Source organism: Aquabacter cavernae (assembly GCF_003993795.1).
Taxonomy (GTDB): Bacteria; Pseudomonadota; Alphaproteobacteria; order Rhizobiales; family Xanthobacteraceae; genus Aquabacter; species Aquabacter cavernae.
The window spans coordinates 88,392-104,389 of sequence record NZ_RWKV01000008.1; the positions used below are offsets into that span (position 1 = coordinate 88,392).

12 protein-coding genes are annotated in these 15,998 nt (G+C 67.6%); 8 read left to right on the forward strand and 4 right to left on the reverse strand.

What is annotated here, in order from left to right; translation table 11 throughout:
• Positions 1-241 precede the first annotated feature (241 nt).
• Both EJJ38_RS05260 and amaB read right to left on the reverse strand, forming a co-directional pair.
• The gene (locus EJJ38_RS05260) at positions 242-1,930 is read right to left on the reverse strand and encodes a thiamine pyrophosphate-binding protein (protein WP_127089077.1); all 1,689 of its coding nucleotides are present in this window, start codon (positions 1,928-1,930) and stop codon (positions 242-244) included.
• Positions 1,931-1,996: 66 nt separating this feature from the next.
• Positions 1,997-3,526 carry an L-piperidine-6-carboxylate dehydrogenase gene (amaB, locus tag EJJ38_RS05265; protein WP_245454123.1) on the reverse strand — a complete coding sequence of 510 codons (1,530 nt, stop codon included), beginning with the start codon at positions 3,524-3,526 and terminating at the stop codon, positions 1,997-1,999.
• 219 nt (positions 3,527-3,745) lie between these two features.
• Here amaB and EJJ38_RS05270 point away from each other — a divergent pair, with 219 nt between their 5' ends.
• A complete protein-coding gene (locus EJJ38_RS05270; protein ID WP_205666108.1) occupies positions 3,746-4,102 on the forward strand; it encodes a response regulator in 357 nt (118 codons plus the stop codon).
• Between the two features lie 3 nt (positions 4,103-4,105).
• Positions 4,106-4,561, forward strand: coding sequence for a response regulator transcription factor (locus EJJ38_RS05275; protein ID WP_127089080.1), 456 nt, complete (start codon positions 4,106-4,108; stop codon positions 4,559-4,561).
• Here the strand turns inward: EJJ38_RS05275 and EJJ38_RS05280 are convergent.
• Positions 4,546-5,223 carry an outer membrane protein gene (locus EJJ38_RS05280; protein WP_164738422.1) on the reverse strand — a complete coding sequence of 226 codons (678 nt, stop codon included), beginning with the start codon at positions 5,221-5,223 and terminating at the stop codon, positions 4,546-4,548. The two genes, EJJ38_RS05275 and EJJ38_RS05280, sit on opposite strands and share 16 nt — an antisense overlap.
• Positions 5,224-5,385: 162 nt before the next feature.
• The gene (gene glmM, locus EJJ38_RS05285; protein ID WP_127089082.1) at positions 5,386-6,729 is read right to left on the reverse strand and encodes a phosphoglucosamine mutase; all 1,344 of its coding nucleotides are present in this window, start codon (positions 6,727-6,729) and stop codon (positions 5,386-5,388) included.
• Positions 6,730-6,966: 237 nt separating this feature from the next.
• Between glmM and EJJ38_RS05290 the strand changes: the two genes are divergently transcribed.
• From EJJ38_RS05290 to EJJ38_RS05315, 6 genes are all read left to right on the forward strand, one after another.
• Positions 6,967-7,965 (forward strand): adenosine kinase, encoded by a 999-nt coding sequence (locus EJJ38_RS05290; RefSeq protein ID WP_245454124.1) that lies wholly within the window; start codon positions 6,967-6,969, stop codon positions 7,963-7,965.
• Positions 7,962-9,251 (forward strand): ATP-dependent DNA helicase, encoded by a 1,290-nt coding sequence (locus EJJ38_RS05295; RefSeq protein ID WP_245454125.1) that lies wholly within the window; start codon positions 7,962-7,964, stop codon positions 9,249-9,251. Before EJJ38_RS05290 ends, EJJ38_RS05295 begins: the two co-directional genes overlap by 4 nt.
• Before the next feature lie 179 nt (positions 9,252-9,430).
• Entirely contained in the window at positions 9,431-10,966 is a 1,536-nt protein-coding gene (locus EJJ38_RS05300) for a GGDEF domain-containing protein (RefSeq protein WP_127089084.1), read from the forward strand.
• A gap of 106 nt (positions 10,967-11,072) precedes the next feature.
• Complete coding sequence (locus tag EJJ38_RS05305) at positions 11,073-12,554, forward strand: methyl-accepting chemotaxis protein (protein WP_127089085.1); 1,482 nt, start codon at positions 11,073-11,075, stop codon at positions 12,552-12,554.
• A 327-nt stretch (positions 12,555-12,881) separates the two neighbouring features.
• Positions 12,882-14,309: a methyl-accepting chemotaxis protein gene (locus tag EJJ38_RS05310; RefSeq protein WP_164738423.1), complete on the forward strand. Its 1,428-nt coding sequence runs from the start codon at positions 12,882-12,884 to the stop codon at positions 14,307-14,309.
• A 391-nt stretch (positions 14,310-14,700) separates the two neighbouring features.
• Complete coding sequence (locus EJJ38_RS05315) at positions 14,701-15,876, forward strand: phosphoserine transaminase (protein WP_127089087.1); 1,176 nt, start codon at positions 14,701-14,703, stop codon at positions 15,874-15,876.
• Positions 15,877-15,998: the final 122 nt, after the last annotated feature.

Genomic DNA, 15,998 nt, shown 5'->3' on the forward strand with positions numbered 1-15,998 from the left:
TCCCTAACCCTCCCCCGCAAGCGGGAGAGGGTTAGGGAGGGGGCAGCGTGTTGCGGAGTGGTTGCACCTGCCCTTGAGCGTGCCTGTCGGCGATGAGTTGGAAAGGCCATTTCCGGCAACTCGCGACAGAGCCTCATCAGCGTGGCCTGCGCCCTCTCCCGCTTGCGGGGGAGGGGTGGGGAGGGGGAAATCGCGCGCCCTCCCCGGCAGGCAAGCGCCGCTCGGTTCAGCTCCTCCGACCTCACTTTTCCTGTTTCGCCAGCGCCTCGTCGCGGATGGCGGTGAGCGTGCGGGAGGGGGTGATGGCTTCCGGGTCGATCTTGCAATGGAGAATGGCGGGCAGGCCGCTCGCTTGGGCGCGCTCGAAGGCGGGCAGGAAGTCCTCGGTGGTCTCCACCGTCTCGCCATGGCCGCCGAACGCGCGGGCATAGGCGGCGAAATCGGGATTGCGCAACTTGGTCGCCGAGACGCGGCCGGGGAATTCGCGCTCCTGGTGCATGCGGATGGTGCCGTACATGCCGTTATCCACCAGCACCACGATCAGCGGGATCTCATACTGGACCGCCGTGGCGAATTCCTGGCCGTTCATGAGGTAGCAACCATCGCCCGCGAAGGCGACCACGGTGCTGCTGGGCGACTGGCGCTTCGCCATCACCGCCGCCGGGACGCCATAGCCCATGGAGCCGGATGTGGGCGCGAGGTGGAGCATGCGCCCGCGCAGGCGGAAATAGCGATGCAGCCAAGTGGCGTAATTGCCTGCGCCATTGCAGATGATGGTGTCTTCCGGCAGCAGGTCGCGCAGCGCCTTCACCGCCTCGCCGTACTGGAAAGTGCCGGGCAGCTTGGCGGGGGTCTCGGTCCAGGCGAGATAGTCCGCATGGCCCTGGCGGGTGGTCTCTTCCCACTTGCCCTGGGGCGCGTCCGTCATCTGCGAGAGCGCGGCGGCGAAGGTGCCGGGCGTCGCCTCGATGCCCAGCACGGGCTGATAGACGCGGCCGATCTCGTCGGCGCTGGGATGCACCTGCACCAGCTTCTGGGTCGGGGTGGGAATGTCGATGAGGCTATAGGAGGAGGACGGCATCTCCGACATGCGGGCGCCCAGCAGGATCAGCAGGTCGGCAGACTTCACGCGCGCGGCCAGCTTGGGATTGGGGCCGATGCCCACATCGCCCACATAGCAGGGATGGTCGGAGGGGAAGCGGTCGGCGCGCCGGAACGACGTGGCGATGGGCAGGGCGCTGCGGGCCGCGAAGTCGGCGAGTTCAGCGGTCGCCTCCGGCGTCCAGCGGGTGCCGCCGATGATCAACAGAGGGTTCTCAGCCTCACGCAGCATCGCGGCGAGGCGCGTCATGTCCGCGGGCGCGGGAGCGGGGGCGGCAGGCTCCACATAAGCTGCGTCCGCCACCTCGGCGGTCTCCATCAGCATGTCCTCGGGCAGGGCGATCACCACCGGGCCGGGACGACCCTGCATAGCCACGCGGAAGGCGCGGGAGATCAGTTCCGGGATGCGCTCCACCTGGTCGATCTCCACCACCCATTTGGCGATGGAGCCGAACACCGCCTTGTAGTCCAGTTCCTGGAAGGCTTCCCGCTCGCGCATGCCGCGCTCGATCTGGCCGACGAAGAGGATGAGCGGCGTGGAATCCTGGGCGGCGATATGCACGCCCGCGCTGGCATTGGTGGCGCCGGGGCCGCGCGTCACGAAGCAGATGCCGGGGCGGCCGGTCATCTTGCCGTAGGCGTCCGCCATCATGGCCGCGCCGCCCTCGTTGCGGCAGACCAGCACGTCGATGTCCGCGTCGTGCAGCGCGTCCAGCACGGCCAGATAGCTCTCGCCGGGCACGCAGGTGATGCGGTCCACCTTCTGGGCGATGAGCTGATCGACGATGAGCTGGCCTCCGGTGCGCGGGGCCGGGCGGGGCGTGGACATTTGGGCAATCCTTCAGGAGAAACGGAAAAAGGCCCGGCGCCTCGGCCGGGCGATGGGGAAAGCGGCTCAGCCCACGTCGAAGGAGACGCCCTGGGCCAGGGGCAGGGTGGAGCCGTAATTGATGGTGTTGGTGGCGCGGCGCATATAGGCCTTCCAGCTGTCGGAGCCTGCCTCGCGCCCCCCGCCGGTCTCCTTCTCGCCGCCGAACGCCCCGCCGATCTCGGCGCCGGACGGGCCGATATTGACGTTGACGATCCCGCAATCGGAGCCTGCCGCGCCCAGGAAACGCTCGGCTTCCCGCAGGTCGGTGGTGAAGATGGACGAGGCGAGGCCCTGGGGCACGTCATTATGCCGGGCGATCACTTCTTCCAGGCTGGAATAGCGCATCACATACAGGATGGGCGCGAAGGTCTCCGCGCGCACCACCTCGCTCTGGCCGGGCATCTCCACGAGGGCCGGGCGTACATAGAAGGCGTCAGGGAATGCCTCGGCTTCCACCCGGGCGCCGCCCGTCACCGTGCCGCCCTCGCGCCGTGCGGCGTCCAGGGCGCGGGCCATCGCCTCGAAGGCAGGACGGTCGATGAGCGGGCCGATGAGCGTCTGCGCCGCGCGCGGATCGCCCACTTGCACGGAGCCGTAGGCGGCCTTCAGGCGCGGCACCAGTATGTCATAGACGCTGTCATGCACGAACAGGCGGCGCAGGGTGGTGCAGCGCTGTCCGGCCGTGCCCATGGCCGCGAAGGCGACGGCGCGCAGCGTCACATCGAGATCGGCCGACGGGGTGACGATGGCGCCGTTATTGCCCCCCAGTTCCAGGATGGCGCGCCCGAAGCGGGACGCCACGCGGGGCGCCACAGCCCGGCCCATGGCCGTGGAGCCGGTGGCCGAGATCACGGGCACGCGCGGGTCATCCACCAGCGCCTCGCCTGCCTCGCGCCCGCCCAGCAGCAGGGTGGAGAGGCCCTCCGGCACGCCGCCGAAGCGGGCGGCGGCCCGTTCGAACAGCGCCTGCACGGCGAGGGCGGTGAGAAGGGTCTTTTCCGAGGGCTTCCAGACCACGGCGTCGCCGCACGCGAAGGCGAGGGCGGCATTCCAGGACCAGACCGCCACCGGGAAGTTGAAAGCGCTGATCACGCCCACCACGCCCGCCGGGTGCCAGGTTTCCATCATCCGGTGGTCCGGCCGCTCGGTCGCGATGGTGAGGCCGTGAAGCTGGCGCGACAGGCCGGTGGCGAAGTCGCAGATGTCGATCATCTCCTGGACCTCGCCGAGGCCCTCCGAGGTGATCTTGCCCGCCTCCAGCGTCACCAGGAGCCCGAGATCGGCCTTGGCGGCGCGCAACTCCTCGCCCAGCAGGCGCACCAGTTCGCCCCGGCGCGGCGCGGGCACGGTGCGCCAGGACAGGTAGGCTTGGTGGGCGCGGCCGATGGCCTCGGCGGGGGAGGGCGTCGGCACGATGCGGCCGATTTCCGCTCCCGTGAGCGGCGAGCGGGCGGGCAGGGATCCACCGCTGATCACATCCGTGGGGACGCCCAGGCGTTCGAGCAGGCTCTTCGCCTCTGCCGCGATGCCTGAGGCATGAGTGAGGTCAAGCACCGATGAAACTCCCCGCATTTCCAAGGCCGAGCGAAGCGGTCCGTCGCGGGCCCGCCGAAGCGGGCCGTACCTTACGAGCTTCGTCGCGCGCGGCCAATCGGTGCGTAAGCAGGCAGCGGGGGCTTGAGCGGAACAAGTTGTGCGGCAAATGCGTTAAGTCGTCCGGAGGCTAGGTGGGGAAGTATGGACAACCTATGTATGTCGCAGGCGTCGACACCCGTGGCACGCACCGTCCTCGTGGTGGAGGACGAGCCTCTGTTGCGCTTGGTCCTGAGCGATCTCCTGCGTGCGCGGGGCATTACCGTGGTGGAGGCGGCAAGCGCGGGAGAAGCGCTCGACCTGCTGGCGGCCGGTGTCGAGGCCGACCTGATCTTCACCGACGTGCGGATGCCCGGCCCCATTGATGGGCTCGAACTGAGCCGCAGGGTTCGCGCTACCTGTCCAGACCTGCCCGTGGTGGTCACGTCAGGCCATCTCGAAAGCTCGTTGGTGGATCCGGGTGTCGCGTTCCTGCGCAAGCCCTATCTGCCCGCCGATGCCGTGTCGGCGATCCTCGCAATCATGGAAAGGAGATGACGAATGGCTACCGATGCTCCCGATGAAAAACAGCGCCCTTGTGTCGTGCTCCTGGATGGCGACGTGGTGGCGCGCCATGTGCTCGCGGAATATCTGCGGGAATGCGGTTATCAGGTGGTGGAGGCGGCGACCTCTGAGGAATTGATCGCGGTCCTGGAGTACGGGACACCGGCGGTGGACACGGTCCTGTTCGACCTGGAGGCGCCGGGCGCCCCGCGCGGTTTCGCCCTGCGCAACCATCTGCGCGACACCTATCCCCACATCGACATCATCCCGGCCGGCTCCACGGCCGTGGCTGCGAGAGAGGCGGAGGATTTGTGCGAGGAAGGGCCGCAACTGCAGCGCCCCTACCATTCGCAACTTGTCCTGGCGCGCATTCGCCGCATGAAGGGCCGAGCTGGCCTGAAAGGCGCCGAGGTAAAGCGGACGACCGAGACCGCTGCCTACTTCAGCGCGTAGCGCAGGCCGAGCCGGAACTGCTGCTCCCGGATCCCCGACATGACGAGGTCCACCGGCCGTCCCTGAATGTCGAAGGTCGGAGAGCCGAGGTCGATGAAGCGGTAGCCCGCATTCAGGGTCCAGGCGGGCGTGATGGCCCAGGAGGCGCCCGCCACGAAGCTCCAGGCGGCCTGCCAGTCATAACGCTCGAGATTTGGCAAGGCGACGGCGATGGGCGCGCTGGAGGAGAGAGAGACCTCTCCCGCGCCCACGCCCACGCCCACATAGGGCGTGACGCGGCCAATGGTGAACAGGTCCCAATAGGCGTTGGCCAGGAAGACCTTTTCCTGAAGGCGGGAATGGCTGATGAAGTCGGCGGTCACATCGGCCCGGAAATGGGGCGTGAAGCGGTAGCCGAGGCCGACGCCCGCGGTCCAGCCGGGGCCGCCATAGGGCTGGGAGCGGGTGCCGATGGTGCCGGTTCCGCTGGCGAGGCGCGATCCGCCCGCATCGACGCGCACATACCAGCCGCCATCGGATACCGTTTCCTCAATGGCGGGGGCCGTAAGCGTGAAATCGCCGGGGCGGCCGGGCGAGAGCGCCCCCGGATCCGCCGCCAGGGCTCCCGAGGACAAGACGGCGGCCGAGGCCGCGCACGATGTGAAGCGGAAAAGGGTCTGCATTTGCAATGTCATCCGCAAGGAGACAGGGACAGCGAATCCGAGGCTCGCACGCCGTCATTAATGGTCGATTAACCCTGATCGTATGCCCAAAGGCGCCCGCCCCTTGAAGGAGCGGGCGTCACGCGCCCGGTGCGAGCACGAATGTGCCTGCGGGTGTGCGCGTCAGGCGGCGACGCGCTGGAGCGCGTCGATGACTTCGTCAACAACCGATTCCACGAGATCGCGGTCGTCGCCTTCGCCCATCACACGGATGACGGGTTCCGTCCCGGAGGGGCGGATGAGGAGGCGACCGTGATTGGCGAGCTTCTCTTCCGCATTGGCGATGGCGGAGATGACGGAGGGCGCCTCCAGCGGCTGGCCGGAGCGATAGCGCACATTCTTGAGGATCTGCGGCAGCGGCTCGAAGCGGTGGCAAACTTCCGACACCGGCCGCTCACGCCGCGCCACCACGGCCAGCACTTGGAGTGCCGCCAGGAGTCCATCTCCAGTGGTGGCATAGTCGGACAGGATGATGTGGCCCGACTGCTCGCCACCCACATTGTAGCCTTCGCTGCGCATGCGTTCGAGCACGTAGCGGTCGCCCACGGAGGTGCGGGCGAGGGTGAGGCCAATGTCCTTCAGATGCCGCTCCAGGCCGAGATTTGACATGACGGTGGCGACGATGCCGTCGCGCGAGAGGCGACCGTCCTCGCGGAAGCTCTCGGCCACCACGGCCATGATCTGGTCGCCGTCCACCACATGGCCCTTCTCGTCCACGATGATGACGCGGTCCGCGTCGCCGTCGAGGGCGATGCCGATGTCGGCGCGTACTTCACGCACCTTCGCGGCCAGAGCGGCGGGGGAGGTAGAGCCCACGTCCCGGTTGATGTTCAGGCCGTCCGGCTCGGTGCCGATGGCGACCACTTCCGCGCCCAGCTCCCACAACGCCTCAGGGGCGACGCGGTAGCCCGCGCCGTTGGCACAGTCCACCACCACGCGCAGACCGTCGAAGGACTGGTTCCGGGGCAGGGTGCGCTTGGCATATTCGATATAGCGGGCGTGAACGCCTTCCAGCCGGCGGGCGCGGCCGATCTCGGCGGGCTTGGCCAGCTTGCGGGCGAATTCCTGGTCGATCAGATCCTCGATCTCCAGCTCGATGGCGTCCGACAGCTTGAAGCCGTCCGGGCCGAACAGCTTGATGCCGTTGTCATCGAAGGGATTATGTGAGGCGGAGATCATTACGCCGAGATCGGCACGCATGGAGCGGGTGAGCATGCCCACCGCAGGCGTGGGCATGGGGCCGAGCAGCAGCACGTCCATGCCCACCGAGGTGAAGCCCGCCACCAAGGCGTTCTCGATCATGTAGCCGGACAGGCGCGTGTCCTTGCCGATCACCACGCGGTGGCGATGCTCGCCGCGGCGGAAGACAAGTCCCGCCGCCATGCCGACCCGCAGCGCGAGGTCCGCCGTCAGCGTGGCATTGGCACGGCCCCGCACCCCGTCCGTCCCGAAATATTTGCGCGCCATCCCACAGCCCTCTGCGGCCCGCATGGGGCCGATGATCCCGTATCCAGCCTCTAATACCTGCTCTGCGTGCCGGGCGCCGCTCAAAATGTATGAGCGACGATGACAAGGTGAATAATGCCGCTCCCGCCTGCGCCCGTGCCCGGCATTGGGGCTCGGATGCGTTGCCCCCGCCCGTCCCGCAATGCTAGGGACGCGCATCCTGACTCTTGCATCCTGACTCTTGGGAGCCTGCGGCCCGTGCCTTCCACACTTGATGTTGTGACCATCGGCAATGCCATCGTTGACGTCATCAGCCGCGCGCAGGAGGACTTCCTGCTGGCGCAAGGCATGGCGAAGGGGGCCATGACCCTGATCGACGAGGCGCGGGCGGAAGCGCTCTACGGCGCCATGGGGCCGGGCGTGGAGATTTCCGGCGGCTCGGCCGCCAACACGGCGGCGGGTGTCGCATCCCTCGGTGGGCAGGCCGCCTTCATCGGCCTCGTGCGGGATGACGGGCTCGGCACGGTGTTCGCCCACGACATCCGCGCGGCGGGCGTCGCCTACGGGACTGCCGCCGCCGCAGAGGGCCCGGCCACCGCGCGCTGCCTGATCCTGGTGACGCCGGACGGCGAGCGCACCATGAACACGTATCTGGGCGCCGCGCAGAACCTCACCACCTCCCATATCGACGCAGCCGTCATCGCGCGCGCCTCCGTCACCTATCTGGAAGGCTATCTGTGGGATCCGGCGCCCGCCAAGGCGGCCTTCCTCGCCGCCGCCGACATCGCCCATGGCGCTGGGCGGCAGGTGGCGATCACCTTGTCCGACGCCTTCTGCGTGGACCGCTACCGGGCCGAGTTCCTGGATCTCATCCGGCGCGGCGTGGTGGATCTCGTCTTCGCCAATGAGGCCGAGGTGAAGTCGCTCTACGAGACCGGCGATTTCGACGCGGCGCTCGCCCGCCTGCGGGAAGAAGCGAAGCAGGCGGTGGTGACGCGCAGCGAGAAGGGCGCGCTCTTCTGTGCCGGCGGCGCCCTCGTCACCGTCCCGGCCGCCCCGGTGGCCGAGGTGGTGGACACAACCGGCGCGGGCGACCTGTTCGCCGCCGGCTATTTGTTTGGCCATGCGCGCGGACTCGATCCGGCCACGTCGCTGCGGCTCGGGGCGTTGTCTGCCGCCGAGGTGATCTCCCATGTGGGCGCGCGGCCCCAGAAGACCTTGGCGGACCTGGCCAAGGAGGCTGGCCTGCTGCGGTGAACGCTCCCGCCGCACTGGAGGGCGCCCCGCGCGCCCTGGCCCATATCGAGGCCGGCGCGGGCACCATCATGGTGCTCGGCGGTGCCGGCACGGGAAAGACCACCTTCCTGCATGACCTGCGCAAGGAGCCGCGCGGGCGTCAGGTCTTCCTCGCGCCCACCGGCGTCGCCGCGCTCCAGCTCGGCGGGCAGACCATCCATTCCTTCTTCGGCATCCCGCCGCGCATCCTCAATCCCGACGAGGTGAAGCCGCGCGTCCAGGTGCGCCGTCTGCTGAAGAAGCTCGACCGCTTGGTGATCGACGAGATTTCCATGGTGCGGGCCGACCTTCTCGACACGGTGGACCGCAGCATGCGCATCGCGCGGGACCGGGACGAGCCGTTCGGCGGTGTCCAGGTGGTGCTGGTGGGCGACTTCCTCCAGCTTCCCCCCGTTGTGCCCTATGCGGAACAGGAGATGCTGGAGCGCATGGGCTATGGCGGCCCCTTCGCTTTCGACGCCCTGTCGCTGCGTGCCCGGGCGGTGGCGCGGGTGCCGTTCACCAAGGTGCACCGCCAGTCGGACGATGTCTTCATCGCCATGCTCAGCGCCATCCGGCGTGGCATCGGGCTGCGCGAGGCGGTGGAGGCGCTGAATGCCGCCTGCGTGCGCGACCACCGCCCCGGCACCATGCCGGTGCTGCTCACGCCGACCAATGCCCGGGCCGACGCCTACAACCAGCGGGGCCTCGCCGCTCTAGCGGGGGGCGAGCGCACCTTCGCGGGCCTGCTGAAGGGAGAGTTCGGGCTGGAAGGCGACCGCCTGCCCGTGCCCGAGCGGCTTGCCTTGAAGCCGGGCGCCCGCGTCATGGCGCTGCGCAATGACCCGGCCCGGCGCTGGGTGAACGGCTCGGTTGGAACGGTGGTGGGCATTGGCGCCCATTCCGCTTTGGTGCGGCTCGATGCCGGGCCCACCGTGGAGATCGAGAGCTTCACCTGGGAGCGCCTGCGCTATGGCTGGGACGAGGCCACGGGGCGCATCGAAGCGCAGGTGGTGGGCACCTATACCCAGCTTCCGCTGGCGCCCGCCTGGGCCATGACCATGCACAAGGCCCAGGGCCTTACCCTTGAGGATGTGCGCATTGATTTCGAGGGCGGCGCCTTCGCGGCCGGGCAGGCTTATGTTGCGCTCTCCCGCGCTCGGTCCATCGAAGGGCTGTCGCTGGTGCGTCCCATCCGCCACTCGGACATAAGGTTCGACCGGCGCGTCGCGGCCTTCGTTGCCGCGTTCGAGAGTGCGGCCGACTGAGCCCGAGGGGGTTTTGTCGCGGTCCAAGTGATCGATGCGCCACTTGCCTCCGAAAGGGCCGAGAACCTGTTCCATTCTGAACGGCAACGAGGAACGGTTCTTCATCGACAAGTGGGTGGTTAAACCGCAATGTGAAAGTCTAGGTCCTCCGGGCGGTGCCCTGAAGCGAAGCAAGACTTATGAAAACTGCGGGAATCGCGACGCAGGAGGGGCAGTCCCAGCATGGGGCGGATGGTGGACGCAGGCGTGCCGGCCTGCCAACCCCGCCCTTGGCGCGGGTGTTGTTCACCGGGACGCTGGCCGCGGTCGTGTCGGTCCTGTGTGTGGTGGGCGTCGTGCTTTGGCAGATGCGGCAGGATGCGTGGGAGCACGCCCGGCAAGTCTCGCAGAACCTGCTGACCACCATCGCGGGCAATATCGACGCCAATATGCGTGTCTATTCCTTCGCGCTCGACCTCGGCGCCAGCGCCTGGGAGGCCGCGGAAGGCGGCCGCCAGCCGCCCGAGAGCCTACATAAGCTGCTCGGCATCATTGCGGAGAAGGCGCGCCATCTGGCGGTGGTGTTCGTGCTGGACCGCAATGGAGAGCTGATCTCCGAATCCGAGCAATTCCCTCCGCGCGGAGGCCATTTCGCCGACCGGGACTATTTCCAGGTGCACCGCGACCGGCCCGGAGCGAACCATTTCCTCAGCGCCCCGCATCTCAGCCGCCTGGATCGCGGCGAACCCTTCTTCGCCCTCAGCCGCCGCCTCACCGAGCCGGACGGCACCTTCGGCGGGGTCATCGTCATGGCCATCCGCTTGTCTTATTTTTCCAATCTCTTCAAGGGAGTGGATCTGGGCGCTGACGGCGAGATCGGGATCGGGACCCGCGACGGCACGGTGCTCATGCGCCATCCGGAGCCCGGCTTGGGCGCGGTGCACGCGAATATTGCTGACAAACCCCTTTTCCAGCGCATGAAGGCGGAGGGGAGTGGTTCCTTCGTGGCCGCCGTGGACGATGTGGAGCGCCTTTATACCTTCGCTCCCATTCCCGCCGACGCGCTGGTTCTCAGCGTCGGGATCTCGGTCCGCGACATACTCCAGGACTGGCGCGAGCGCGCATTGGCAATCGGCGCGGTGACGGTGGTGCTGTGCGGCGCTCTCGTCATGTTCGCCGTCCTGTTGCGGCGGGAATTGCGGCGGCGGGCGGCGGCGGAGGCCGACCTTGCCTTCCTGTCCCTGACCGATGGGCTGACGGGACTGCCGAACCGTCGCCACTTCGACCAGATGCTCCAGCGGGAGTGGCGCCGCACGGGGCGCACCAACGCCTCGCTCGCTTTGCTCTTCATCGACGTGGACCGCTTCAAGGTCCTCAACGACCGCTACGGCCATGCCCGCGGCGACGAGGTGCTCAAGGTGCTGGCGCGCCTGATCGATGCCAGTCTTCGCCGCCCGGGCGACATGGCGGCGCGCTATGGCGGGGAGGAGTTCGCCGTCATCCTGCCCGACACGGATGCGCACGCGGCCCTGGGGCTGGCCGACGCCTTGCGATCGCGCATCGCGCAGGAGACCGGGCGCGCCGACAGCCCGGTTCCCCGGGTGACGGTCAGCATCGGCGTGAACGCAGTGGGGCCAGGAACCAACCTGAGCGTCGCGGACTTGCTGGAGGGCGCCGACAAGGCACTTTACCAGGCCAAGGCGGCGGGCAGGAACCGCGTCGCCGCCTTCGCCTGAGATCCCCTTAAGGGACGGGCCCGCCCAGGCTCGCGCAAGCTTCGGTGCCGAAGCTTGCGCCATTGTATTTTTGATTTTGCATCATTTTGCGCTTTGGAGATTGTCGATGGCTTTTGGAACCGGGACTTTCCGGCGGGACATCGTGCCACCTGCCATCGATACCCGCCTGCTGGATCGCCTGCCGTCCGCCGTTCTGCTGTGCGACCCCCAAAGCTTCGTGATCCGCTATGCCAACGGCCGCTCCATGCGGCTTCTGGAGGGCATCGCCCATGTGCTCCCGGTGAAGCCGGACGCGCTCATCGGCAACCCGCTGGACACGCTCCACCCCGCCTTCCGGGAGCAGCGGGAGCACATTCTCGGCGCCACCGAAACGGCCCATCGCATGGCCGTCACCCTCAACGGGGAGACGCTGGAATTCCATGTGGATTCCATCCGGGACGCGCGCGGCGAGCGCGGCTATCTCCAGCTTACCTGGAACGTCACCACCGACTTTGTGGCCGAGGAGGCGCGGGTGCGCCATCTGCGGCAGATGGTGGATGACATGCCCATCAACGTCATGACCTGTGATCCGAAGGACTTCCGGATCGACTATGCCAACAAGGCGACCGTGGAGACGCTGCGCCGCATCCAGCATCTCCTGCCCATCACCGCCGAGCAGCTTCTCGGCAACACCATCGACGTGTTCCACCAGCAGCCCGCCCGGTGGCGCGAGCTTCTGGCCGACCCGCGCAACCTGCCCCACCAGGCGCGCATCCGCCTGGGGGCGGAGAGCCTGGACCTGCGGATCACCGCCATCACCAATCCCGACGGCAGCTATGCCGGGCCCATGCTCACCTGGGCTCTGGTAACGGACAGCGTGCAGGTGGCGAACGGGGTGTCGGACGTGGTGGGCGCCATGACCCGCACGTCCGAGACGGTGCATTCCTCCAGCGAGCGGCTTCTGGCCCTCACGCAGACATCCGAGGACGTGGCCTCCACCGTCTCGGCCTCAGCCGTGCAGATGTCGAATTCCTTCGACGAGATTTCCGGCCGCCTCAATGAGGTGCTCGCCATGTCGCAGGAGACGGCGGACAAGGCCGGCTCCACCGACGAGATCGTCAACAGCCTTGCCAATAGCGTGAAGCGCATCGGAGCGGTGACCGCGCTCATCGAGAAGATCGCGTCCCAGACCAATCTGCTCGCCCTCAACGCCACCATCGAGGCGGCACGGGTGGGAACGGCGGGCAAGGGATTCGAGGTGGTGGCACAGGAGGTGAAGGCGCTTGCCGTCCAGACCGCCGATGCCACCAAGGATATTCGCGCCCAGGTGGGCGCGGTGCAGCAGGCCAGCGGCGAGGCGGCGGCGGCGGTTTCCGAAATCACCCAGAATGTCACCCGCCTCTCCTCGGTGGTCACCTCCATCAGTTCCGGCATGTCGGTGCAGTCGGAATCCAATCGCGCGGTGAGCGAGAGCATCGACGGCGTGTCCCGTGCCTCGGCCGAAATCCGCGAGGCGGCTGTGGGCGTCAGCTCGGTGGCGGGCGAGGTCTCCGAATTCGCCGAGCGCCTGAGCGGCGAGATCGAGCCGCTGCTGAACCCCAAGGGGTAGGGCCGCGCGCCGGCCTGCTTCCCTGCATCCGAAGCAGGATCGGCCTGTCGCGGGCAACCTGAGCGGATATTCATCTAAGCGAATGCTGCGGAACAGTTTTCCAGCTTACCATCTTTTTGATGGTATCATCGGAGGGGCATCTTTTTGGGATCCAGAGCGAATCCAAAAAACCCTCCATCCGGATGATCTAGCTCAAGTTTCACACAAGCCTTGTCGGCTCAGAAAGGCAGGTGGGGGGCCACGCGGCTGGGTGAGTCCGGCCGAAGGAGGATCATGATGGGGTTTGAGGGATTACACGCTCTGCGTCGGCAGAGCGCGCCGGTTGCCATGGACACAAAACTCATCGAGCGCCTGCCCACCTGTGTTCTTGTCTGCGATCCCCAGAGCCTCGTCATCCTTTACGTCAACCGCCGGGCCCAGGCGGCGTTCGCCGACATGGCGCAGGCCCTGCCCGTGGCGCCCGGCGCCATGGTGGGCGCGGCGCTGGCGGACCTTCATCCCGACTTCGCCGCCATCGCCCGTGCCTTGTCCAAGCGCGAGGGGCTGCCGCTCCAGCGGCGCATCGACCTCAGTGGGCATGCGTTGCAGGTCGAACTGGATGTCATGGAAGCCGGGCGGGGCCATCAGGGCTACGCGCTGGTGACGTTCGCGCCGACCGAGCCCGTGCTCTCCGCCACGGCCCGCCGCCTGCGCCAGATGGTCGATGACATGCCCGTCAACGTCATGACCTGTACGCTCGGCGACTTCCTCATCGACTATGCCAACAAGGCGAGCATCGAGACCCTGCGCCGGATCGAGCGCTATCTGCCCATCACGGCGGACCAGCTCATCGGCTCCTCCATCGATGTCTTCCACAAGATGCCCGGCCGGGTGCGCGAGATCCTCGCGGACCCGCGCAACCTCCCGCATAATGCGCGCATCAAGGCCGGCCCAGAGACGCTGGACCTGCGCATCACCGCCATCACCGACGAGACCGGCGCCTATATGGGGCCCATGCTCACCTGGACCTGGATGACCCAGAGCGTCGCCCTCGCGGATGGCGTCACGCAGGTGGTCTCCGCCATGAGCAGCACTGCCGACCGCGTGCAGTCTTCCAGCGAGCGCCTGCTCTCCCTCGCTGAGCACTCCGAGCAGATGGTTTCCGCCGTCTCCGCTTCGGCGGTGGAGATGTCCGCCTCGTTCGACGAGGTCTCCGACCAGCTCCGGCGCGCCACCGACATGTCGCGGGACATGGCCCACAAGGCCGGTGCCACCGATGAACTGGTGAACGGCCTTGCGGGCAGCGTGGATCGCATAGGCACCGTGACCGCCCTCATCGAGAAGATCGCCTCCCAGACCAACCTGCTCGCGCTTAATGCCACCATCGAGGCGGCGCGGGTGGGGGAGGCGGGGCGCGGCTTCGCCGTGGTGGCCCAGGAGGTGAAGGCCCTGGCGGTGCAGACCGCCGCCGCCACCAAGGACATCCGCGACCAGGTGACGGCCGTCCAGCAGACCAGCGCCGCCGCCGCCGCGTCCGTCACCGACATCACGGGCAATATCGGCCGCCTCTCGGAGGTGTTCACGGCCATCTCGTCCGGAATGGAGGAGCAGTCGGTGAGCAATCGCGGCGTGAGCGCGAGCGTCACCGGCGTCTCGCGCGCGGTCAGCGAGATCCGGGAGGCCGCGCACGGGGTGAGCACAGTGGCGGGCGAGGTGAGCGCCTTCGCCGACCGCCTGACCCGCGAGACGCAGGTGCTGCTGAACCGGAAGGACTAAGTGAGGGGGAGGGGCGCAGCTTGTGCGTAGCCGGAGTTAGCTGGCCCCTCGCATCTGTTTATACGCCCCCCATATGACGGAGCAGCGCGGGAGGTGTTTATGGCGTCTGATCCGTTAGAAGAAGGAAAGTTGGCATTCTCCAGGGGAGAACGTCCCTTGGACAACCCACACAAGGCTGGCACGGAGGAGGCCGGGCTTTGGGAGGAGGGGTATTATTACGCCGAGCAGTCGAACGAGGATGGCGATCCCGCTGACGACTGACCCCTATCGGCACTGACGGCAACAGGCGCTCCAACCGTGTCTCGCCTTGCCTTTGCCCGGCGCCGGGCGTATCGAGGCGCCGGGACACTCTTCCCCAACGAAGAGCGCCCATCTGTAAGGATGGACTGACATGACGACGCATGATGCTCCGGCGACCCGCCCGGAAAACCCCAATTTCTCCTCCGGCCCCTGCGCCAAGCGTCCCGGCTGGTCGCTGGACGCGCTGCGCGACGCGCCCCTCGGCCGCTCCCACCGTGCCAAGGTGGGCAAGGTGAAGCTGAAGGAAGCCATCGACCTCACCCGCGACGTGCTCGAAGTGCCTGCGGGCTACCGCATCGGCATCGTGCCTGCGTCCGACACCGGCGCGGTGGAAATGGTGCTGTGGTCCATGCTGGGCGCGCGCGCTGTGGACATGCTCGCCTGGGAAAGCTTCGGCGAAGGCTGGGTCACGGACGTGGCCAAGCAGCTCAAGCTCGCCGATGCCCGCGTCATGACGGCCCCCTATGGCGAACTGCCGGACCTGAAGGCGGTGGATTTCAGCCATGACGTGGTCTTCACCTGGAACGGCACCACCTCCGGCGTCATGGTGCCGGACGCGGACTGGATCCCGGCCGACCGCGAGGGCCTGACCATCTGCGACGCCACCTCGGCGGCGTTCGCCCAGAAGCTCGATTTCGCCAAGCTCGATGTGGTGACCTTCTCCTGGCAGAAGGTGCTGGGCGGCGAGGCCGCGCACGGCATGCTCATCCTCTCCCCCCGCGCGGTGGAGCGGCTTGAGACCTACAAGCCCGCCTGGCCGCTGCCGAAGATCTTCCGCATGACCAAGGGCGGCAAGCTCATCGAAGGCATCTTCGAGGGCGAGACCATCAACACGCCCTCCATGCTGTGCGTGGAAGACTATATCGACGCCCTGCGCTGGTCACAGTCCGTGGGCGGCCTTGCCGGCCTCCAGGAGCGGTCCAACCGCAATTTTGAGGCCATCGCCCAGTGGGTGCATCGTACGCCGTGGGTGGATTTCCTCGCGTCTGACCCGGTGACCCGCTCCAACACCTCCGTCTGCCTGAAGGTGGTGGACCCGGACGTGACAGCGCTTCCCGCCGACGCCCAGGCCGCCTTCGCCAAGGCCATCGCCTCAGGGCTGGAGAAGGGCGGCATCGCCTATGACATCGGCTCCTACCGTGATGCTCCCGCGGGCCTGCGCATCTGGTGCGGCGCCACGGTGGAGCGCTCCGACGTGGAAGCGCTCACCCCCTGGCTCGACTGGGCCTATGGCGTGGCGAAGTCCTCGCTGACCAAGGCGGCCTGAGGGCCGGCCCTTAAGCGTGGCGTGCTCCCTCTCCGGCCCGAACTCGGCTTTTGCCGCGTTCGGTTCTTAAAGGTGCCGAAGTCGAAAACATTCGACTTCGGTTCGAGGGAGGGCTGGGGAGG